Genomic DNA, 22,285 nt, shown 5'->3' on the forward strand with positions numbered 1-22,285 from the left:
AACTGAATGAAAGCCACGCCAGGCAGATTGCCTGATATAGCGCCTGGCGTTTGAATAGCCAAGTTTACTAGATGCCTTGCCCCTCGCTTTGGGGAGTAAGGAATCCGGAAATCTCATCACCAAAGGTACGACGGGACCAGTCTTCTAACACCGACAACCGGTCAATCATTGGCGATTCTTGCCACCAGGTATCTTGAGACACCGGTGTGTAACGCAACAAAGCAATGCCTACCACCACCACCAATACCCCACGCAACAGGCCAAAGCCCATACCCAGCACCCTGTCGGTGCCGGATAAGCCTGTGGCCCGCACCAGCTGTCCGATAATGCCGTTAATGATGGCGCCCACAATAAGCGTACCAATAAACAGAATCGCGAACGCCGCAACCGACCTCACCATGGGCGTTTCCACGGTGCTGGCCAGTAGCGACTGCATCTGGGGGTGAAATGTGCGAGCAACAATGAAGGCCATTACCCAGGTAACCAACGACAGGGCTTCGCGAACAAAGCCGCGCCTCAGGCTGATCAGCGTTGATATGGTAATAACCGCAATAATGACCCAGTCAATCCAGATCAACGCATTCATGAACCACCCGGGCGACGCAAAATAGAGAGCGCGGATTCTATCAGGAAACCGCCCTCTGCCAAACCACCGTTGCGAGAAAACCTGGCCGTGCGGCTTATTTATCAGGGCTGGTGACCAAACTGTTGAGGCTGAAGGCCTTGTCAAGGGCCGCTTTGGCCGCGCCGGCTTCGGATTTGCTGACAAAAGGCCCACTGAATACCCGGGTCAGCCGGGTTTCACCGCGGCTGAATTCTTGAAGGTGTGAACTGTAGCCCTTTTCGCGGGCGTTATCACGCAAACGCCGGGCGTTGTCGGCATCGCCAAAGCTGCCCAGCTGAACAACCCATGCGCCTTCCAGAGAGCGGCTGAACTCTTCCTCGGTTTGCGGGCTGGGTTCGGGCCGGGCCGGGGCCGCTGTGGCCTGTTTGACCTCTGCAGGCTGAGCGGCTGCCGCCGTAACGGCGCTGCTGGCCGCAGTCGGCTCAGGCGCCTGCGGCGTCACTTCTTCAATGAGCTGAAATTCCCCAGACCCACTGGCACGGTCTGCTACCGCCGTTTCTGACCCGGGGGCGCTCTGATATTCTGGCATGGCGGTCTGCGGAGGTGGCTCGGTGTTCACTTCCGGAAATGGCGGCTCTTCAGGAATGCTTATCGAGGTGGAGTTGCGCCCTGAATGGGGCTCGTCAAAGATCATCGGCACAAAAATCACCGCCAGTGAAATCAGCACCAGGGCGCCGATGATCCTCTGCTTTAATCCGTCCACAATCATGCTCCAGGGTTGGTAACGGCGGCGCTTGGATGCAAAATATTGCGGGCCGCCGCCACAGTAAAGAACGAACCAAACACGATCACAATATCATTAGCACGGGCCTGGCTTTGGGCTTCAGCCAGGGCCTCCGACACCGAGTGCCAGCAACCGGCAGGCTCTATACCGCACTGCTCAAACTGCGCATTCAGAGCCTCGGCGCTATAGCCGCGGGGAGCTTCTTTCAACAGTCCAGCCAGATACCAGCTGTGAACCACGCTGGACATGGCTTTGGCAACACCTTGCACGTCTTTATCAGCAAGCGCACCGTAGACCGCGTGAATGCGGGTTTCCGGATGCTGTAACAGGCGTAACCGGCTAGCCAGCCAACAGGCTGCGTGGGGGTTATGTCCCACATCCAGAATCACCAGCGGCGACGTGGCTACCTGTTCAAAACGCCCGGGCACCGACACTGCGGCCACCGCCCGCTCAATCTGCTGAACACCCAGATTGGGCGCCAAGGTGCGGGAAGCAACAACCGCTGCAGCCAAGCTTTTCACCGGCAGGGCAAAATCTGGCAGGCGAAACTCTTCTTCCCCCAACTCCAGGTTCACCATCGCCGGCTGGCTTGAACACTGCACCAACTGATAATCACGACCCAGCAACGCCAGGTCTACTTCTTGCGATAACGCTTGCTGCAATACCGAGCGCGGGGGATCAAAATCGGCGTACACCGCGGGAATACCCGGGCGCAACACACCGGCTTTTTCAAAACCGATAGACTCGCGATCGTTGCCCAGAAAGCTCGCATGATCAATATCAATCGAGGTCAGGATCACAAAATCCGCGTCTAGCGCGTTCACCGCATCCAGACGGCCGCCCAGGCCAACCTCCAGAATCCAGTCGTCTACGTCGGCTTCGGACATGGCAACAAACGCAGCCAGAGTTCCGAATTCGAAATAGCTCAACGACACTTCCGCCCTGGCCTCTTGAACTCGTTCGAACCCGTGAATCATTTGCGCGTCCGAAATGGGCTCACCCAGCAGGCGTACCCGCTCGTTATAAACCTGAAGATGTGGCGACGTGTAGGCTGCGGTGCGACGCCCTGATTCCTGCAACAGCGCCTCCAGAGCTGCAACCGTGCTGCCCTTGCCGTTGGTGCCAGCCACGGTAATAATGCGGGCCTCGGGCTTATTCGGGAACAGTCTCTGCAAAACCACCATCACCCGGTCCAGCCCCAGTTCGATTTCAACCGGGTGAATGGCCTCAAGGTAGCTCAGCCATTGGCCCAGGCTGGCATCGGCGCCGGGGGCCGCTGTTTTCGGCGCAGTCTGATCCGGATTATGAGACTGGGACATTATCGTCCGGCTTTTCAGTCACTTCAATTTCGATGGGCGCCTCGGTGTCAGGTTTTTCCAGGTTGCCAAATTTTGCCAACAAGTGTGCAATTCGCCCACGCATCTGGTGACGGTGCAGAATCATATCGATAGCACCGTGCTCCAACAAAAACTCGCTGCGCTGAAAGCCTTCAGGCAACTTTTCGCGCACGGTCTGCTCGATTACCCGCGGTCCGGCAAAGCCAATCAATGCGTTAGGTTCGGCAATATTCAAGTCACCCAACATGGCCAGGCTGGCCGATACGCCACCAAAGACCGGGTCCGTCATTACCGAAATATAGGGCAGGCCTTGCTGCTTCATGCGCTCAAGAACCGCCGCGGTTTTGGACATCTGCATCAGCGAAAGAATAGCTTCCTGCATACGCGCGCCGCCGCTGGCAGAGAAGCACACCAGAGGAATGCGCTCTTCCAGCGCCACATTGGCCGCCCGCACAAACTTTTCGCCAACCGTCTGGCCCATAGAACCGCCAAGGAAGTTGAACTCGAAGGCGCAAGCCACCAGTGGAATCCCGATTGTGGTGCCCTTCATGGCTAACAGGGCGTCTTTTTCGCCAGTCGCTTTCTGGGCCTGGCTCAGGCGATCTTTATAACGTTTGGTGTCTTTGAACTTAAGGCGGTCCCAAGATTCCAGGTCTGCGCCAATTTCTTCACGGCCGTCTGGATCCAAAAAAATATCAAGGCGGCGGCGGGCAGCCACTCGCAAGTGGTGATTACACTTCAGGCACACGTCCAGATTTTTTTCCAGCTCGGGCTTGTACAGAAAAGCGCCACATTTCGGGCACTTTTTCCACAGACCTTCCGGCACACCGGTCCTCGTCTTGGATTCCGAGCGGATCTTGCTCGGCATTATCTTATCTAGCCAACTACTCATGATTTAATCCCGTCTGTAGAACCTATTTTGATCGTTCTATTGTAAACACCCACTACCGGCCAACAATTACACCATCGGATAGCGTGTTTGATGAGCCCATTCTGGCAGCATGCCATGCTGTGTAAACGTCTCATTCAATGAAACATAGTACATATAACGCCGGGCTGGCCCAATTTTTCCAATCGCATACCCTGCCCCTGCGTTCTATTTAATCAATCCATGAGTCTACCAACAATCAGCGCTTCTGGTCGCGGCCACGAAGTCTGCCATCTTTTTGGCGCATTTGATGCCTTTCTTACTTTTCACGCCGCCGCTTTCCACGCCGCCACTGACGTCCACTGCCCAAGGCCGTACATGCTGCACAGCTGCGGCAACGTTGTCGGGTTGCAAGCCACCGGCCAATATCAGTGGCAACGGCCGCTGTTCAGGAATCAGCGACCAGTTAAAACCATGGCCGGTGCCTCCGTATTGTTCAGGATGCCAGGCATCCACCAGCAAGCCAGCTGAATTTTGGTACGCCTCAAAGGCCTGTTCAATTTGCCCTTGCTGCCGCACCCGTATGGCCTTAATCCAGCGGCGCTGAAACTGCTCACAGAAAGCAGCGGTTTCGTCACCGTGAAACTGCAGCAAATCCAGAGCCACCTGCTGCAACACCTGCCTGACAAAATCCGCCTGCGGATTCACAAACAACCCCGTTACGCTAACAAACGCGGGTATCCGGGCGGCCAGCTGCCGCGCCAAGTCAATACTCACAGCCCGCGGGCTGGGGTCGTAGAACACCAGGCCAATGGCGTCAGCGCCGGCGGCCACGGCGGCGTCTACGTCCTCTAGGCGGGTCAGGCCACAGATCTTTACACGGCTAATCACGGTTGGGCGGCCTTTGTTTGCGGTGAATATGAGTGGCCGCAACCGGCCGATTCTGCTCTGCACTAAACCAGGGTTCTGCGAACGCCGGGCCACAGCTGGGCTGGGGAATTCCGAATTCGGCGGGATAACCCACGTCTACCAGGTACAAACCGTCAGGCGGAGCGGTTACACCCGCCTGCCTGCGATCCTTCGTCGCCAGAATCTGGCCAATCCAATCCAGCGCCTGCTCCTGGCAACCTACGGCCATCAAGGCCCCGGCAATATTGCGTACCATGTGATGCAAAAAAGCATTGGCCTGAACGTCAATCACCAAATAATCGCCTTTGCGCGTTACGCTGATGCTCTGCAAAAATCGAATCGGGCTATGAGACTGACAGCCAGCGGCGCGAAAAGCACTAAAATCGTGTTCGCCTACCAGCGCCTGGGCCGCCTGATGCATGTTTTCGGCATTCAGAGGCCGAAAATTCCAGCTTACCTGGCCGCGCTGAATACCTGGGCGCACCGGGTCGTTATAAATGATGTAGCGATAGCGCCGGTAAACCGCGGAGAACCGGGCATGAAAGTCGCCCTTGCACTGGCCAGCCCAGCGCACGGAAATATCGAAAGGTAAGGCTGTATTAATACCCATCACCCAAGAACGCATTGTGCGCAGTGATGATGTATCAAAGTGCACCAGCTGATAACTGGCGTGAACGCCGGCATCGGTGCGGCCGGCACACACCAGCTCTACCCCGTGGTCGGCTACTTTGCTGGCGGCTTTTGCCAGCTGTTGCTGCACCGCACGGATACCGGATTTTTGTTGCTGCCAGCCGTGGAATTCACGGCCATCGTATTCAAAGACCAATGCCACACGGCCGTTGCCAATGAGTGTATCCGCTGTAAGCGCCTGGGGTTCAAGAAACAAAAGTCAGCTCGATGTGTTGTCTGGTTGTTAAAAAACAAAGCCGGCGGTCAGAAGGCTCTGAGCGCCGGCTTTGTTTGAAGGATTATAACCAATCAGGACAGATTTTTAAGCAGTTCCTTCGCTTCTGCTTTCTGTTCAGTGGTGCCTTCAAGTTCCACTTCCATCAGAATGTCGCGGGCGCCGTCGATATCGCCCATCTCGACGTAGGCCTGCGCCAAATCCAGCTTGGTTGCTGCCTCGTCGGTGCCAGCCAGGAAGTCGAAATCATCGTCGTCACCCAGATCGCTCTCGTCGATCGCTCGAGGCGCGCCAGGTGCCACAATGGGTAGGTCTTCTTCTAAAAGATCCTCTTCCAACAAGTCCACTTCTGGAAGGTCGTCTTCCGACAGATCGTCCTCAGGAAGGTCGTACGCCGGAAGGTCTTCTTCGGGCAACTCCAGCGTCTCCAGATCGTCCAGGCTGATGTCATCCTCATCGTCCTGGTTCTCGGCCAGCTTAACGCCCAGCTCTTCCTCGGCTTCAATTCCAGCTTGTGGGTCGTCACCCATCTCCAAAGCCAATAGTTCAGCGTCGGTCATCTCTGGCAGTTGTTCTGCTTCGGATTCGGATTCGGATTCGGACTCGGCATCACCACCACCGGCATGATTGGAGCTATCTGCGCCATCTGAAAATTCGCCCATCAACGCCAGATCATCGTCCGAAATGTCCAGATCCAATCTCTCCAGATCCGGTTCCTGCATGTCCAAAGGCTTGAGTTCGGCCTCGGGGTCATCTTTATCAAGCTCGGCATCCAGCTCGTCCAGGAAAGCCTCATCCAGGCTCAGGTCGTCATCGTCAGACGTATTGCTGGCCGTGTTGGCGGTGTCGTCAGCCCTGGACCGCGGTGCGGCGTCTTCATCGGCAAATTTCCGGGCGAAGTCGTCAGACAACACAAAGTCTTCAAAATCTTCCGGAGCTTCAGACTTTGCGGGCTCTTCCTTGTCGCTCAGGTCGTCAATGCCGCTCAGATCGTAGTCTATAGGATCGTCTGACGTTGGCTTGGCGCTGTATTTTGCATCGTCTGCTTCCTCATCGAAGCCCCCGAAAGAGCCGGCAAAGGAACCGGAGCGCAATTCAGATTCAAGATCATCAATGCTGGGTGCCGCTTCCGCCTGCTCAAGATCGGTCAGCAAACGATCGGCCTCTGCCACGGCCTCGTCATCGTCCAAAGCACTGAGCTCGCCATACTGGCGTTCAAAAGCCACTCTATCCTGGGCATCTGCGTAAACCGCCAGCAGTTTCAGGCGCAGTTCGGTGCGGCTAGGCTCGCGGGAAATCGCAGACTCCAGAGTATTCACCGCCTGTTCGTGCTGACCGTAAGCCAGGTAGGAATTAACCTCTACCATAGCGTCCGGTTCAGCTTCGGGTGCTGGCGGTTCCTGATCGTCCAGACCAAGATCCAGGTCAAACGAACCGGAACTGGGTAAAGGTTCAACCAAGGGTGCTTGTTCAAAGCCGGTATCGGCCTCGGTCTCTCGCTCAGTCTCAGTCTCGGTCCCGGCTGCATCCTTATTTTTCGACTTGCGGCGCGACACCAAAAGCAGCAGCAGTAGCAGCAAGAGCAAGCCGCCGCCCAGAACCATTTGGTACAGCAGGTTATTCATAATGCTGTTGACCAAACCACCTTGGGCTGCGCTTTCTTCAGCTGGATCAGGCTGTGCGATCTGGGGCTGCGCGTCTTGTTCAGGTTGCACTGCAACCGCACTGGCCGTTTCGGCTTCGGCGACACCATCCATTGCGGGTTCGTCAGCTGCATTCTGGTCCATACTGACGACCGCGTTATCGCCGTTCATACCCGCTTGCTGCATGTCGGCCAACTGGCTATTTTTCAGCTCCAGCAACCGCTGCAGGGTTTCTACCTGCTCTTGCAGTGCATCAACACGGGTAGTTAACTCGCTGTTTTCACGGCGAGCACTGTCAAGTTCTTCGAGCGCCACCGTGGTGCCGGCATCTGCGCCGTCAGCCTGGTTACCGTCAGTACCGGCAGATCCGCTCTGTTCAGTGTTATCGACGGCTTGCGGTGCCTCAGTCTCGGCCACAATCAGTTTCAGTTCCGCATCGCCGCCGTCTATCGCTGCGGGCGCAGATGGCGTAGCCGCTGGGCTGGCATCAATCGTTGCCCGGGTCGTGTTGACGTCCTGGTTTTGTGCTCGCACGACCTGATTTGCCTCGCCCTGGCCCAGGCGCTGGATTTGCGCCAGCGTGGGTGCGCGCAGAACTTCACCGCGTTTCAAACGGTTGATATTGCCGCCTATAAACGCATCGGGATTAATCTCTTGAATCGCCAGCATAACCTGCTGCACAGATACGCTGTTGTTTGGGCGCATCCTGGTGGCAATGCTCCACAGGGTATCAGACGAGGTTGTAGGGCCGTAAACACCGCCAGATGCAAGAGATTGTGCGGAACCAGAACTTGCGGGCGCCGGTCGGCTCACTGCGCCGCTATTGGCGCTGGGCGATGAGTTGCTGCGGCCAGCAGACGGTGCCGCTACAAGCGGTTCCCGGATGCCGGTTTCTGCCGCATACACAGGTGGGTCTACCAACACCGCGTATTCGCGCAGCAAACGGCCACTGGGCCAGGTCAGCTCCAGCAGAAAATTGAAGTACGGCTCCCGTAACGGTTCACGGGAAGACACGCTGACCGCCAGGCTGCCATCACTGCGGGTAACCACCTGAAATTTTAGCTTACTGGCAAACTGGCCGCGATTAAGACCCACCCGTTGATAGGCGGATTCAGAAGCCACATTGACGAAAACATCACCAGGGCTAACGCCGCGACTCTGGCGTAGCACAATTTGCGCATCCAGGGGCTCATTCAAGTAGGACTGCAGCTCCACCTCCCCCAATCCCAGGGCTTGTGCAACGCCGGAGCCAAGACCTCCAGCCAGTGCCAGAGCAACCGCAAGCTTGCGTACCTTCATGCTTTTTCCTTTCCAGTCTCCGTTATTCGTACCTGCTTCGGTGCACGGCGGCGTTAAAGCAGTTTCGGACGAGGTTGGATGACTTCCGTCTGGGTGTTGTATAAGTGTGGCGGAACTTTAATCCTCAACGCGGCAAGTATTGTTGATAAGCATCATTTTATCAATAAATCAACGTTCTTCAGTGCACTGCTGCGCTACTTTGCCAACTCTTGATCGCAAACACACAGCCATCACGAAGATTAAGTTATTGCGGGCGCTGAGGAGACACCGGCTTTTATAGTTATGAAAATAACAGGGGCGAAGGCTGAAAGCAGCCTTCGCCCCTCACCGGTTGGTTGAAACCGGACGCAGTTGGCATTAATCAACGACTTTGAAGAATTCGCAGCATGCGCCTCAACGGTTCTGCCGCACCCCACAACAGTTGGTCACCCACGGTGAACGCAGAAATATACTCCGGCCCCATGGTCAATTTGCGAATACGGCCCACGGGAATACTCAGAGTGCCGGTGACTTTCGCCGGTGTCAGCTCGTTCATGCTGGCTTCACGCTCGTTGGGAATAACTTTCACCCAATCGTTGCCGGCGGCCAGAATCTTCTCGATTTCAGCAACAGGAAGATCTTTGCGCAGCTTTATGGTCAGTGCCTGACTGTGTGAACGCATGGCACCGATTCGAACGCACAAACCGTCGATAGGAATAGGATTGTCGCTACGGCCCAGAATCTTGTTGGTTTCAACACCGGCTTTCCACTCTTCCTTGCTCATACCGTTTTCGAGCTGCTTGTCGATAAACGGAATTAGGCTGCCCGCCAGGGGCACACCAAAGTGCTCGGTCGGGAAGGCGTCGCTGCGCATGGTGTCGGTCACCTTGCGATCAATCTCAAGAATCGCAGAAGACGGGCTTTCCAGCTCGGCTTTAACACTGCCGTTCAGCTCGCCCATCTGGTTCAGCAGCTCTCGCATGTTCTGCGCGCCGGACCCGGAAGCGGCCTGATAGGTCATGGGCGATACCCATTCAATCAAGTCCTGCTCCAGCAAACCACCCAAGGCCAACATCATCAGGCTCACGGTGCAGTTGCCGCCAATGTAATCTTTCACGCCTTTGTCGAGCGCTGCATCAATCACGTTACGGTTAACCGGGTCTAGCACAATCACAGAATGGTCAACCATGCGCAGGGTAGACGCAGCGTCTATCCAGTAGCCGTTCCAGCCGGCGTCACGCAGCTTCTGATACACCGCCGAGGTGTAGTCGCCGCCCTGGCAGGTCAAAATCACGTCCAGGGTTTTCAGAGTGTCAATATCGAAGGCGTCCTGCAGCGGCAGAATGCCATCGCGGCCCACATCCGGCGCCGGTTGCCCGGTTTGCGACGTGGAAAAGAATACCGGTTCGATATCCGCGAAATCGTTTTCTTCACGCATGCGCTGCATGAGGACAGAACCCACCATGCCACGCCAACCTACAAGCCCAACTCGCTTCATGTGACTTTCAAACCTTTTTTATACCTGCCCGGGCCGGTTTCGCGGGCCCGGGCGGAGTGAATGTTAAAGCTGCGACAGCACCGCTTCACCCATTTCACGGGTAGAAGACCGGGTGCAGCCTTCCGACATTATATCCGCTGTGCGCAACCCCTGGTCCAGTACCTTGCCAACCGCGGTTTCAATGGCTGCTGCGGCGGCGCTCTCATCCAGACTATAGCGTAGCATCATCGCAACGCTAAGAATGGTCGCCAGCGGATTCGCAATGCCTTTGCCGGCAATATCCGGCGCCGAACCATGGCAAGGCTCGTACATGCCCTGCTTCGCCGAGTTCATAGAAGCCGATGGCAGCATGCCGATGGAGCCTGTCAGCATAGCGGCTTCGTCAGAAAGAATATCACCAAACATATTGCCGGTTACAATCACGTCAAACTGTTTGGGTGCGCGCACCAGCTGCATAGCGGCGTTATCCACGTACATGTGCGACAGCTCTACGTCCGGATACTCAAGCTTCAACTCGTTCATGATCTCACGCCACAGCACCGTCACTTCCAGCACGTTGGCCTTGTCGACCGAGCATAGTTTTTTGCCGCGCTGCTGGGCCGTTTCAAACGCCACCCGGCCAATACGACGAATTTCCGTCTCGGTGTAGGCGTAGGTGTTATAGCCCTGGCGCTCACCGCTTTCCAGTTGCCGCACACCCCGGGGCTGACCGAAGTAGATACCGCCGGTCAGCTCACGGATAATCATGATATCAAGGCCCGACACTACTTCAGGCTTCAGCGAAGAAGCAGACGCCAGCTGCGGATAAAGAATAGCCGGGCGAAAATTGGCAAACAGCTCAAGGTTGGAGCGCAGTCCCAGCAAACCTTTTTCCGGGCGCTTGGCCATCGGCAGGGCGTCCCACTTCGGGCCGCCAACGGCGCCCAGCAGAATCGCATCGGCCTTGGAGGCCAACTCCAGGGTTTCATCCGGCAGCGGAGTGTCAGAATCATCCAGCGCAGCACCGCCAACCAAGCCGTGCTGAAAGCTCAAATCAAGTTTGAAAGACTCATTCACCCGGCGCAGTACTTTTTCGGCTTCGCCCATGATTTCAGGGCCAATGCCGTCGCCCGGCAGCAGTAATATGGTTCGTGACATATCAGGTTCCTTGATATCGGTTTCGACATTGGTTTAACAGGAAAATTACTGGCCGGCACCAAACAGCCAGGGCGCGGTTTTGCGACGCGCATCTTCGTAATGCTGGATCACATCGGCGTCTTCCAAAGTCACACCAATATCGTCCAGGCCATGCAGCAGGCAGTGGCGACGAAAGCCGTCTACGTCGAAGCTGAAAGATTCCCCAGACGGCGTGATAACGGTTTTCGCTGCAAGATCCACCGTCAGTTCATAGCCTTCGCTGGCCTCAGCTTCAATAAACAGCTGATCAACTATTTTTTCATCAAGAACAATAGGCAACAGCCCATTCTTAAAGCAGTTATTATAAAAAATATCAGCAAAACTGGGGGCAATAATCACCCGAAAGCCGAAATCTTCCAGCGCCCAAGGCGCGTGTTCGCGGCTGGAACCGCAGCCAAAATTGGTACGGGCCAGCAGCACACTGGCGCCGCTGTAGCGTTTCTGGTTCAGCACAAAATCCGTGTTTAACGGGCGTTGGGAATTGTCCTGACCAGGCTGGCCCTCGTCCAGATAACGCAATGGATCAAACAGATTGGGGCCGAAGCCGGTGCGTTTGATGGACTTCAAAAATTGCTTGGGAATGATCAGGTCCGTGTCCACATTGGAACGGTCCATGGGGGCTACCAGGCCCTGATGTTGGGTAAATGCGCGCATGGTCATTGTCTCCTGTGGATCAGTTCAGCATTTCACGAACGTCAACAAAATGGCCGGCAATCGCTGCCGCCGCTGCCATAGCCGGGCTAACCAGATGGGTACGCCCACCAAAGCCCTGACGCCCCTCAAAGTTGCGGTTAGAAGTAGACGCACAATGCTCGCCCTGGCCCAACTTATCGGCGTTCATGGCCAGGCACATAGAGCAACCGGGGTCGCGCCATTCCAGGCCCGCTTCCAGAAAAATCTTGTCCAGCCCTTCGGCTTCGGCCTGCAACTTCACCAGGCCTGAACCTGGCACTACCATGGCCTGCTTCAAACTCGCCGCCACTTTGCGACCCTTAACCACCAGCGCCGCTTCGCGCAGATCTTCAATACGGCTGTTGGTGCAAGAACCGATAAATACCCGATCCAACTTGATGTCGGTGATCAACTGATTGGGCTGCAAGCCCATGTATTTCAGGGCGAGCTCAAGCCCCTCCCGCTTTATCAAGTCGGTTTCCTGAGCCGGGTCTGGCACCTGGCCGGCCACGTTCGCCACCATTTCCGGGGATGTGCCCCAGCTCACCTGAGGCTGAATATCCGCACCTTCAAGCTCTACTACTTTGTCGAATTCGGCGTTCGGGTCACTGTGCAAGGTGCTCCAATGAGCAACGGCTGCATTCCAGGCTTCACCCTTGGGTGAAAACGGCCGACCCTTGATGTAATCAATAGTGGTGCCGTCTACCGCCACCATGCCAACGCGGGCGCCGGCTTCAATCGCCATATTGCACACCGTCATCCGGCCTTCCATGCTCAGGCTTTGTATGGCTTCGCCGCCAAACTCGATAGCATGCCCGGAACCGCCAGCGGTACCGATTTTGCCAATAATCGCCAGCACTACGTCTTTGGCGGTTACGCCTTTACCCAACTGGCCATTCACTTTCACCAGCATATTTTTTATTTTCTGCTGCACCAGGCACTGGGTAGCCAGCACGTGTTCCACTTCCGAGGTGCCAATACCGTGGGCCAGGCATCCGAACGCACCGTGAGTCGAGGTATGGGAATCACCGCAGACAATGGTCATACCGGGCAAGGTTGCACCCTGCTCGGGCCCGATCACGTGCACGATACCCTGGCGCTGGTCTTTAATCTTGAATTCAAGAATGCCGAACTCGTCGCAGTTGCTGTCCAGGGTTTCTACCTGAATGCGCGATATCGGGTCCACAATGCCGTCGATTCCCATGGCGCGGTCAGTGGTAGGCACGTTATGGTCGGGCGTTGCCAGGTTGGCATCAATCCGCCAGGGCTTTCGGTTGGCCAGGCGCAGACCTTCAAACGCCTGCGGCGACGTCACTTCGTGCAGCAGGTGGCGGTCAATGTAAATAAGGGCAGAACCGTCATCACGCTGTTTTACCAGATGATCGTCCCACAATTTGTCGTATAAGGTTTTACCCGCCATGATCGCTCTCTCATCGTTTTGGGGTTTGAAAATCGCATCACCGTTGGTAAGGCTGCGCCCTTTGAAGTTCTGATTGTCTGAACAGTTTAAAGTGCCTCGCCAATAACCTCAATTCATGTTTTTTATGCATAGCATTCCTATTTGGAATACTACCGAATAGAATGAACCGTTTCAGGGTGTTGTAAAAAGCACTTTTAGTCGACGACGGTCGTGATAACTATGGATTCCAATACTCTGCGCGCCTTTCTGGCCATTGTTGACCAGGGCTCGTTCTCTGAAGCCGCCGAGCAGCTGCACATTACCCAACCTGCCATCAGCAAGCGGTTGGCCGCTCTGGAAGTCCAGCTCGGCGCCGAACTGGTTGATCGCAGCCAGCGCCAGCTCAAACTGACCGACGCCGGCACACGACTGCTGCCCCACGCCAGGCGGATTCTGGATGAAATCCACAACGCCCGCATTGCGCTGTCACCAAGCACCCGCGAAGTGGCCGGTAAGCTACAGATTATTGCCAGCCACCACATTGGCCTGCACCACCTGCCAAACTGGTTGCGGCGCTTCAAGCGCGACTATCCGCAGGTCAGCCTTGATCTTCAGTTTATGGAATCAGACGCCGCCTACGCCCAGATGCGCAAACGCGGCGCCGAGCTGGCGTTTGTTACCCTGAGCGACGGCATAGACCCGAACTTTAAGGTATACGCCCAGTGGCCAGATCCAATGGCGTTTGTGGTCGGGCCGGAGCATCCACTGGCAGCGCTGGAGCAGCCTACTCTGGCGGACTTGTCTGGCCACGCTGCGCTATTGCCAGACACCAGCACGGGAACTTACCGGTTGGTCAGCCGGCTGTTTATGGAGGCCAACCTGCCGTTGAGCTCGCAAATGCCCACAAATTACCTGGAGACCCTGAAAATGATGACCAGCGTGGGTCTTGGCTGGAGCGTGTTGCCGGTGCGCATGCTAGACAGCAGCCTGCGGGTGCTGCCGGTGGCGCATTCGGTGGCGCGGTTGATGGGGGCTATTGGCCTGTCAGGCAGAGACCTGAGCGGTGCCGCCCAGGCTCTGCTGGCGATTGTGGAGCAACAGGAACCCAAGGCAAAGCGGGGACGGATTTGAAATCCGTCCCCTACCTCTCACCGCAGACCGCACACTGGGGACAGATTTCAAATCTGTCCCCTACTTTCCTCCAGCCTCGGCGGCGGTTGCAAGCCGCGCCAGGCGGCGGCAAGCGCCAGGGCGGTAACAACCGCGCTGCCCAGGAAGGCCGCGGAGGTGTCGATGCCGTCTACCAGAAACCCCGCACCCCAGGCGCCCAGCGCGCCGCCGGCACCAAAGGTTAGCCCGCTATAAAGAGCCTGCCCCTGGCCGTGATGGTGGCGGCCAAAAAAGCCTTGAATGTACTGCACCGACACCGCATGTAATGCGCCGTAAGATGCCGCATGCAACAGCTGGGCAAATATCAGCACCGGCAGCACCGACGCCATTTCCGCAATCAGCAACCAGCGCAGCAAGCTTAGCAGCAAAGCCGCCAGCACAATGTGGCGACCGCTGAAACGCGCGCCCAGGCGATGCATCACCATAAACAGGACAATTTCGGCGATAACGCCCAGTGACCACAACAGGCCGATGGCCAGCTTGCCATAATCGTGCAACTGCAGGTGAATACTGAAAAACGTGTAGTAAGAGCCGTGGGCCACTTGCAGCAAAAAGTTCATCACAAAGAACGCAATCACCGCAGGATGGGTCAGAATGGCTTTTAGGCTGCCCCGCGGGGACTTCTGCTTACGAACGATTTTTTCAACAGGCAGCATCCAGGCCGACACCGCAATGCCGGCAAACAGGGGAATCAACAGCATCGGCAAGTATCGAATATCCACCCATTCCAGCAGCACGCCAATCAACGCCACTGCCGCAATAAAGCCCACCGAACCCCATAAGCGGATTTTGCCGTATTGGTCCCGCTGTGCACCCAGAACCTGCAGAGTGATGACTTCGTAAAGGGGCAGCACCGCGTTCCAGAAAAAAGTGAACGCCAGCATCACCAGCAGCAGGCCGGTAAAGCCCGGCTCCAGAAGCACACCAGCAAAACACAGGGAACCGGTGATGGTACCGAAGCGGACCAGGCGAACCCTTTGCCCCGTGCGGTCGCCCAAATGTCCCCACACGCTGGGAGCCACAATCTTGGTAAGCTGGATGGTCGCCATCAAACTGGCGATTTGCAGATAGGAAAAACCGCGGCCGTCAAGGTAAAGCGACCAGTAAGGCAGCATGCCGCCCAGCAGGGCGAAGAACCAGAAATACAAATTCGACAGGCGCCAGTGCGTCACTGTTACCCCTTACCTTTGATTCGCGCCGCTACCTTTCAGTACCATTTTTAAGCCAGTAGGGACGGATTTCAAATCCGTCCCCGGTGTCTCATCCCTGGTCTATCAAAGCTGAGGCAGCACCGGCGTGGTTACCCGCACGTCGGCGTTCTGGCCGCGGTGGCGCAGGTAGTGGTCCATCAGCACAATGGCCATCATTGCCTCGGCGATGGGCGTGGCGCGAATGCCCACGCAGGGGTCGTGGCGGCCGGTGGTGATAATCTCGACCGGGTTGCCGTCAACATCAATACTCCGGCCCGGCAAGCGCAGGCTGGAGGTCGGCTTGAGTGCGATGCTTGCCAGAATAGGTTGGCCGGAGGAAATACCCCCCAGAACGCCACCGGCTTGATTCGACAAGAAACCTTCCGGCGTCATTTCATCCCGGTGCTGGGTGCCTTTTTGGTCGATACAGCCAAAACCGGCTCCAATTTCAACGCCTTTTACCGCGTTAATGCTCATTAGTGCGTGGGCAAGATCTGCGTCCAAGCGGTCGAAAACCGGCTCGCCCAGCCCCGGCGGCACGCCTTCAGCCACCACATTAATACGGGCACCAATCGAGTCGCCTTCTTTAACCAACGCTTCCATATAGGCTTTCATTTCCGGCACTTTGCTGGCGTCCGGGCAGAAAAACGGATTCTGGTGAACCTGCTCCCAATCCAGGGTTTCGGCTTTTATCGGGCCTAATTGGCTCAGGTAGCCACGCACGGTAATGCCTAGGCGCTGCAGCAGGAATTTGCGCGCAACGGCGCCAGCGGCCACCCGCATAGCGGTCTCGCGGGCCGAGGAACGCCCGCCACCGCGATAATCCCGCTCACCGAATTTGTGGTGATAGGTGTAATCGGCGTGAGCCGGGCGAAACTGGGTGGCGATTTTTGAATAATCTTTAGAGCGCTGGTCGGTATTTTCAATCAGCAGACCAATGGATGTGCCAGTGGTGCGGCCTTCGAATACGCCGGAAAGAATGCGCACTTCATCGGCTTCGCGGCGCTGGGTGGTGTAGCGCGACGTGCCCGGTTTGCGGCGATCAAGATCGTACTGCATGTCTTCTTCAGACAGCTCGAGCCCCGGCGGACAGCCATCAATCACACACCCCAGAGCGGCCCCGTGGCTTTCACCAAACGTGGTCACCGTGAACAGCTTGCCAAATGTGTTTCCAGACATAATTCAGTATCTTATCCAGTTGTTATAAAAAAGGTGTAAAGATTTTATCAGCTGTTCGACAGGTATTTACGCAAGTCTTTAGCGACAATAGCGAGCACCCCGTCGCCGCCGTTTTCAAACTCCAGCCAGGTCAGCGGCAGCTGAGGATAGGCCGCATCCAGCTCTGGCCAGCTGTTACCGACTTCCACAACTAACAGACCGTTGTCGGTCAGCCGATCAGCCGCTCCGGCCAATATGCGATGGGCAATCTCCAGGCCGTCTTCACCGGCCGCCAGGCCCAATACTGGCTCATGGCCGAACTCCGCTGGCATGCTGGCCAGGTCGTGCGCGTTCACATAGGGCGGGTTGCTCAGAATCACATCGTAACGTTCATTCAGATTGCTGAACACATCCGATTGCACGGTGCGCACCCGCTCACCCAGCTGATGCAATGTAATATTGGAATCGGCCACCGCCAGCGCGTCAGTAGAAATATCCGCCAGGTCCACCTTGGCGTCTTCAAACACCGTAGCGGCGGCAATGCCAATACAACCACTGCCGGTACACAAATCCAGAATGCGCTCCACATACACATCGCCCAACCAGGGCTGCAAACCGTTCTCCAGCAGCTCGGCCAGCGGCGAACGTGGCACCAGCACCCGTGAATCCACGTTAAATGGCAGCCCCATAAACCAGGCTTCGCCCAACAGATAGGCCAATGGAACCTGCTCTTCTACCCGGCGCTCTATGCGCTCCAGAATCAGCTCGCGCTCTTCGCGCACCAGGCGCGCATCCAGAAACAGGTTATTGTTTTCCAGCGGTAAATGCAGGCTGCGCATAACCAGCTGGACCGCTTCGTCCCAAACGTTGTCGGTGCCATGGCCAAAGTACAGCGGCGACTTGGCAAAACGGGAACAGGCGTAACGCAAAAAATCGCGTACGGTGGCCAAATCATCAACGGGGCTGGTCACGGCAAAAGAGTCCTGTCTGAACGGAAAATGGGCCCACAGTATACGTGTTTCGGCTGTCTTGCGCGCGGCCTAAACCGGCTTAAACCGCGAGCGGGCCTGAGCTGCTGTGGTCTTGCTCATAGCGGTCCAAAGCCGCTGCCATGCGCTCACGACCCAGCTGAATCAGCTCTGGCGCTTTGTGGAAATCGTAGCTGCGGCACACGTTTTTCGGAATATTCACCAACAGGTCAGGCGGGTAGCCGGCAATTTTGTACTGCACCAGCACGCTCTGCATGGTTTCAATGGCCAGGTTCATTACCTCGAACTTGCCGATACCCAGCTTGTCCCAATCAATGGTCTCAACTTCGCCCTGCTGTTTGCCAGTGCTGCCCGGTTCTGGTGTTTTCGGGCTTTGTACCGCTTCTTCTTCTTCCTGCTTACGCTGTTTTTTGGCATTCTGCTTTTGCACTTCGCGGCTGATTTTATCTTCCGCAGGTTCGCCGTCGACTTTGCCGCCGGCCAACCCTTTCAATGTGTCCCAGTCAAACCAGCGCGACGCTTTTTCGCGCATGGCGCTCATCCACTCTTCACTGTCGTCATCATCGTCGAGGCTGGTAAAAGCCGCATCCGACAGGCGCTGGCGGCGGTCGTCTTCACCCGCCAGGTTCACCGCAACAATCAAGTCGGCGTGGGCCGAAATGGTCGGAATGATCGGCAGCGGGTTCAGGGTGGAGCCATCGACCAGCACCCGGCCGTTCAGCACCAGCGGCGTAACCACACCGGGAATAGCCACCGATGCGCGTATGGCCTGGTCCAGCGGGCCTTCCTGAAACCAGATTTCTTTATGGCCCAGCAGGTCTGTGGCGACCGAGGTAAACGCAATGGGCAGGTCTTCTATGCGCGTATCGCCTAGAATGTCGCTTACAATAGAAAAAATTTTGTCACCACGAATAGCGCCCACCGCACTAAAGGTAACGTCCAGCAGCCTTAGCACATCAAACTGCCCTAACCCCGTTACCCAGTCTTTGTACTGCTGCAGTTTTCCCGCGGCGTACATGCCGCCCACCAGCGCCCCCATAGAGCAACCGGATATGGCAATAATTTCATAGCCGCGCTCGTTAAGCACTTCAATAGCGCCAATATGGGCATAGCCGCGGGCACCGCCGCTGCCCAAGGCGAGCGCTACGGTAGCGCGCTTTTGCCGAGACGCCGGCTTTTTGTCTTTGCCGGTTTCCGGCGCACCGGCAGAATCCAGGCCGCCGCTTTCGACCACCCCGGAACTGCTGCTCGCAGCAGTTTTCGCGGGACCTGCCGCCAGGCTTTTGCCAGCAGCTGCAACAGCCTTGTCATCGTCTTTAGATGTCATTCCATCACCTTGAAATAACTAAAATTTCCACACGGTTACCCTTGCGCAGCGGATCTGACTGAACGATGCTCGGGCCCACCACCACTAACTGCTGGCGTTCCTTCACAATGCCAGTTTGCACCAGCAAATCAGACATGGATTCACCGGCCGTGCGCGCGCGAGCCATGGCGTCTTCCAGCGGCTCGCTGCCTTCCAGTTCCGAGTAGGTGATCAGTATCACGGTACTGCCGTCGGCATCGGCCCAGTCCCGTAACATGCGGCGGTCCTTTGATTTCCAGTCAAAGCGCACAATAAAGCCGTCTTGCCAAGCTACGATTAAAGGCCCGCGAATGCGACTTTGCAGGGATCCCAGGCCTGGCACCACGGCGCCCGAGCCAACCTCGAAGTGCTCTACCCAGACGTATTCGCTCTGGTTACCGCGGGTAACCGTGTATACCAGAGTCAGCCAGCGCTGGCCGTCTTCGCTGACGGTGCCCACCACCAGGTAATCCTGTGCGGTATCCCGGCCAAGCAGCATGGATTTGTCAAAAATCTGATTGGCCCACACGTTGCTGCGGCCGCAGCGCACGCCTGTACATTCGAACAAGATGTTAGCGCCGGAATTCAGCAGCTCCTGGCGATAGTGATTCAACGCACCCACCCGGCTGGCGTCTGCGTTAATGCGATACAGCAGGCTGTTGCCGGATACCGGCAGCCGAGCCATCACATCGGAGCGAATTTCGCTGTTAATCTCCCGCACCGGGCTGAACAGAACAAGATGCCCACCCGACTCCAACGGCCGGGTTTCTTCCAGCTCTGACGCGGGAAACTTCTCTGGAGCTGTCTCCGGAAATGCCGCCAGTGCCTGCTGGCTCGCTACAGCGAGCATCGCACCCAATATTAACGCAGCTCCAATTACAAAGTTTTTCGCACATCGATCATTCAACACAGCATCACCTATTGATTCAAAAATCGTTTAACAGCCAGGGTCACCGGACGGGTGTCGCCATCCAGATGACAGTGGTGGCCGCCGGGAACATCAACCTGCTGGAAATCTTTAATCACTTGGGCGCGGGCCTGGGTTGTGTCGGCGTTGTCTGCCAACAAACCGGATTGCGCCCGCACAAATAATGTTGGTGTGCTCAGCGCCGCCAAAGACGCCCGCACCTGCTGTTCTGACAGCATCAGCGCCGAAGGATGACGCAGCCGCGCATCGGTGCGCCACAACCAGCCGCTTTCCACCTTTTGCATATTACGGGGTATAAGGGCCAGAGCAGCTTCCGGGCTCAAAGGACTCAGGCCGCCGGCCCGTACTTTCGCCGCTGTCGCCAAATCCGGATACAACGTCGGCTTGCCAGAGCCCGCCAGGCGTTTGCTGATGGAGCGGCGCAACTGCGGAATCACATCGTGTTCGTGGCGACTGAGTGCACCCAGGCTGTCAATCAGCACCAGCTTGCGTACCCGCTCCGGGAATGCCGCAGCGTAAAGCGCTGCAACAATACCGCCAAGGGAGTGCCCAACCAGGTCCAGCGGAGTTTTGTCAGCGTCAAAGTGAAGCTCAATCAGTTCGGCAAGATCCGCTACATAATCCATCAACACATAATGTTGCCCCGGCGGGCGATGGCCGGAATGGCCGTGGCCTGCAAAATCAAACGCGTACACGTCGCCCATGCTGCTCAGTTCCGGCGCCAGATGGGTAAAGGTTTCGCTGTTATCCAGCCAGCCGTGCAGCAACAGCGTTGGCCGCCGGTTCGGGGCTTCAGGCTGTGCGGGCCAGCTCAAACCCGCCAGCGTGATGTGTTCCAGTGGCCAGAGAGCTTCCTGCCCGGCAGCAGTTTCTGTGCCTGTATCCGCCAAAGCGGCAGCAACTTGGGTCATCGGGTACCTCAGAGTGTATGGGTGGGGCGGTCTGAACTCAGCGAACCCGCCAAATACGACTCGATTTTGGTTCTGGCCAATTCGGCGTCGTCATTAAACTGTACGCCAATGCCGGCCGCACGGTTCCCTTGCGCGCCTTTTGGTGTAATCCAGATAACTTTGCCAGACACCGGTAATTTCTCCGGTTCGTCCATCAGATTGAGCAGCAAAAACACCTCGTCACCGAGCTGATATTGCTTTTGGGTGGGAATAAACAAACCACCCTGGCGGATATAAGGCATGTACGCAGCGTAAAGCACTGCTTTGTCTTTGATGGTCAGGGTCAATATGCCACTGCGATTTCCGAATCCGGGCCCCATAACAAATACCTTATCTGTGATGTGTCAATAAATGTTGCAACAAAATTTGTCAATAAACGTTTCGGCAAAGGTTTCAATAAATATCTGTTAATCATAACAGTAGCGAGACCGATGCGGGTATTTGCCGGCTCTTCAATCCACATTGGCCCGCGCGGCTGTTTCAGCCGGCACGCTGGCGTTTTGGCATCAGTTGTTGCCACGCCAGCAGCAGCCGGCTGGCTTCCAGCTCCGGGCTGGCATTGTATACAACGGCTTCACGGCCTTCGTGCACCGCGTCCAGCAATGCATGGGCGCGCCAGGGCGGATTGCAGCCGGCCAGAAAGCGCAGCATATCCGCAGCTTCACGGTGCGCCGGCTCACTCCCGGCGCTGAGGCGGGCCAGGTCTGCGGCCCAGCCTTCGAACAGCCACAGGGTTTCATCCAGCCCCAGGGCTTTGAAGGCTTTGGCGGCATCGGCCAGAGTCATCTGGTTTTTCATGAAATCGCGAAAACCACAAAAAGCCGCGTCGTGCAGCGCTATAAAGCCGCCGTTCAGATAATCCAAAGCCAGCCTTGGGGCATTGCCGGCGAGCATCAACGCTTTCGCCACGGCGATACTTTCGGGCTGTTTCTCAGACGGCAGCAGGGTCAGCTGGCTCACCAGCCAGCGTTCAGCGTCGGAGGCTTCAGGTACCGGCAAATTATGAGTCTGGCAGCGCGAGCGAATCGTGGGAATCAGCGGCCGGCCGCTTTCCTGCAACAGCAGCAGCACGGTATCGCCGCTGGGTTCTTCCAGAGTTTTCAGCAAGGCGTTAGCGGCGTTGATATTGAGCTGGTCGGCGCGATCAATAATCGCAATCTTGCGCTGGCCCACCTGAGGTGACGCCGAAGCAAACGCAATCAATTCCCTGATTTGAACAATGCGTACCATGCGCGATTTTTCAGGGGCGTATACCCGCACGTCCGGATGGCTGCCGGCACGTTTCAATTCGCACTGCTTGCAGTGGCCGCAAGCTTGTGGCATTCCCCGGGAGTCGGTTTGCAGCTGGTCACACAACAACAAACCGGCAACCGCATCGGCCCAGGCACGTTTACCAACACCGCGCTCGCCATTAATAATCAGTGCGTGGGGCAGCCGCGACTCCGTCAGCTGTTTCTGTACGCTGTGCCAGGCTTTTGCCAGCCAGGGCATATCGGTCGCAATATCGGTGTCCTGATGTATC

Annotated in this window: 20 protein-coding genes; 1 reads left to right on the top strand and 19 read right to left on the bottom strand. The window is 56.6% G+C overall.

All coding sequences use genetic code 11. The features are described from left to right. Positions 1-67: 67 nt before the first annotated feature. The 11 genes from ATG98_RS19940 to leuC all read right to left on the bottom strand — a co-directional run bounded on the left by ATG98_RS19940 (position 68) and on the right by leuC (position 13,054). The gene (locus tag ATG98_RS19940) at positions 68-586 is read right to left on the bottom strand and encodes a CvpA family protein (RefSeq protein ID WP_098418692.1); all 519 of its coding nucleotides are present in this window, start codon (positions 584-586) and stop codon (positions 68-70) included. Between the two features lie 94 nt (positions 587-680). After that, a complete protein-coding gene (locus ATG98_RS19945; RefSeq protein ID WP_416376586.1) occupies positions 681-1,328 on the bottom strand; it encodes an SPOR domain-containing protein in 648 nt (215 codons plus the stop codon). Between the two features lie 2 nt (positions 1,329-1,330). Continuing rightward, complete coding sequence (folC, locus tag ATG98_RS19950; RefSeq protein WP_098424169.1) at positions 1,331-2,668, bottom strand: bifunctional tetrahydrofolate synthase/dihydrofolate synthase; 1,338 nt, start codon at positions 2,666-2,668, stop codon at positions 1,331-1,333. Next, a complete protein-coding gene (gene accD / locus ATG98_RS19955) occupies positions 2,652-3,578 on the bottom strand; it encodes an acetyl-CoA carboxylase, carboxyltransferase subunit beta (protein ID WP_098424170.1) in 927 nt (308 codons plus the stop codon). The genes folC and accD overlap by 17 nt, the downstream gene beginning before the upstream one ends. Before the next feature lie 225 nt (positions 3,579-3,803). Further along, positions 3,804-4,445, bottom strand: a complete 642-nt coding sequence (locus ATG98_RS19960; RefSeq protein ID WP_098424171.1) for a phosphoribosylanthranilate isomerase — start codon at positions 4,443-4,445, stop codon at positions 3,804-3,806. Next, positions 4,438-5,349 (bottom strand): tRNA pseudouridine(38-40) synthase TruA, encoded by a 912-nt coding sequence (gene truA / locus ATG98_RS19965; protein ID WP_098424172.1) that lies wholly within the window; start codon positions 5,347-5,349, stop codon positions 4,438-4,440. The genes ATG98_RS19960 and truA overlap by 8 nt, the downstream gene beginning before the upstream one ends. A 92-nt stretch (positions 5,350-5,441) precedes the next feature. Continuing rightward, positions 5,442-8,309: a FimV/HubP family polar landmark protein gene (locus ATG98_RS19970; protein WP_098424173.1), complete on the bottom strand. Its 2,868-nt coding sequence runs from the start codon at positions 8,307-8,309 to the stop codon at positions 5,442-5,444. 361 nt (positions 8,310-8,670) lie between these two features. Then, a complete protein-coding gene (gene asd, locus ATG98_RS19975; protein ID WP_098418699.1) occupies positions 8,671-9,786 on the bottom strand; it encodes an aspartate-semialdehyde dehydrogenase in 1,116 nt (371 codons plus the stop codon). Between the two features lie 63 nt (positions 9,787-9,849). After that, positions 9,850-10,923 (bottom strand): 3-isopropylmalate dehydrogenase, encoded by a 1,074-nt coding sequence (leuB, locus tag ATG98_RS19980; protein ID WP_098418700.1) that lies wholly within the window; start codon positions 10,921-10,923, stop codon positions 9,850-9,852. Positions 10,924-10,968: 45 nt separating this feature from the next. Beyond that, entirely contained in the window at positions 10,969-11,616 is a 648-nt protein-coding gene (leuD, locus tag ATG98_RS19985) for a 3-isopropylmalate dehydratase small subunit (RefSeq protein ID WP_098421663.1), read from the bottom strand. Positions 11,617-11,635: 19 nt separating this feature from the next. Then, positions 11,636-13,054 carry a 3-isopropylmalate dehydratase large subunit gene (gene leuC / locus ATG98_RS19990; RefSeq protein ID WP_098424174.1) on the bottom strand — a complete coding sequence of 473 codons (1,419 nt, stop codon included), beginning with the start codon at positions 13,052-13,054 and terminating at the stop codon, positions 11,636-11,638. Between the two features lie 219 nt (positions 13,055-13,273). On the opposite strand from leuC, the gene ATG98_RS19995 reads away from it, so the two are divergent. Further along, on the top strand, positions 13,274-14,164 hold the full coding sequence (locus ATG98_RS19995) for a LysR family transcriptional regulator (RefSeq protein ID WP_098418702.1): 891 nt from the start codon (positions 13,274-13,276) through the stop codon (positions 14,162-14,164). 47 nt (positions 14,165-14,211) lie between these two features. On the opposite strand, the gene ATG98_RS20000 is transcribed toward ATG98_RS19995, so the two are convergent. The 8 genes from ATG98_RS20000 to ATG98_RS20035 all read right to left on the bottom strand — a co-directional run bounded on the left by ATG98_RS20000 (position 14,212) and on the right by ATG98_RS20035 (position 22,254). Then, complete coding sequence (locus tag ATG98_RS20000; RefSeq protein ID WP_098424175.1) at positions 14,212-15,375, bottom strand: MFS transporter; 1,164 nt, start codon at positions 15,373-15,375, stop codon at positions 14,212-14,214. Positions 15,376-15,477: 102 nt separating this feature from the next. Next, positions 15,478-16,572, bottom strand: a complete 1,095-nt coding sequence (gene aroC, locus ATG98_RS20005; protein WP_098424176.1) for a chorismate synthase — start codon at positions 16,570-16,572, stop codon at positions 15,478-15,480. Between the two features lie 47 nt (positions 16,573-16,619). After that, positions 16,620-17,522, bottom strand: a complete 903-nt coding sequence (prmB, locus tag ATG98_RS20010) for a 50S ribosomal protein L3 N(5)-glutamine methyltransferase (RefSeq protein ID WP_098424177.1) — start codon at positions 17,520-17,522, stop codon at positions 16,620-16,622. 79 nt (positions 17,523-17,601) lie between these two features. Then, the gene (locus ATG98_RS20015) at positions 17,602-18,867 is read right to left on the bottom strand and encodes a patatin-like phospholipase family protein (RefSeq protein WP_098418706.1); all 1,266 of its coding nucleotides are present in this window, start codon (positions 18,865-18,867) and stop codon (positions 17,602-17,604) included. Positions 18,868-18,871: 4 nt separating this feature from the next. After that, the gene (locus ATG98_RS20020) at positions 18,872-19,735 is read right to left on the bottom strand and encodes a DUF4892 domain-containing protein (RefSeq protein WP_098418707.1); all 864 of its coding nucleotides are present in this window, start codon (positions 19,733-19,735) and stop codon (positions 18,872-18,874) included. A 68-nt stretch (positions 19,736-19,803) separates the two neighbouring features. Continuing rightward, positions 19,804-20,724, bottom strand: coding sequence for an alpha/beta fold hydrolase (locus ATG98_RS20025; RefSeq protein WP_098424178.1), 921 nt, complete (start codon positions 20,722-20,724; stop codon positions 19,804-19,806). A gap of 8 nt (positions 20,725-20,732) precedes the next feature. Then, positions 20,733-21,083, bottom strand: coding sequence for a PilZ domain-containing protein (locus ATG98_RS20030; protein WP_098418709.1), 351 nt, complete (start codon positions 21,081-21,083; stop codon positions 20,733-20,735). A gap of 160 nt (positions 21,084-21,243) precedes the next feature. Beyond that, positions 21,244-22,254, bottom strand: coding sequence for a DNA polymerase III subunit delta' (locus ATG98_RS20035; RefSeq protein WP_179888318.1), 1,011 nt, complete (start codon positions 22,252-22,254; stop codon positions 21,244-21,246). Positions 22,255-22,285 lie beyond the last annotated feature (31 nt).

This window comes from Marinobacter sp. LV10R520-4 (genome assembly GCF_002563815.1).
GTDB lineage: Bacteria > Pseudomonadota > Gammaproteobacteria > Pseudomonadales > Oleiphilaceae > Marinobacter.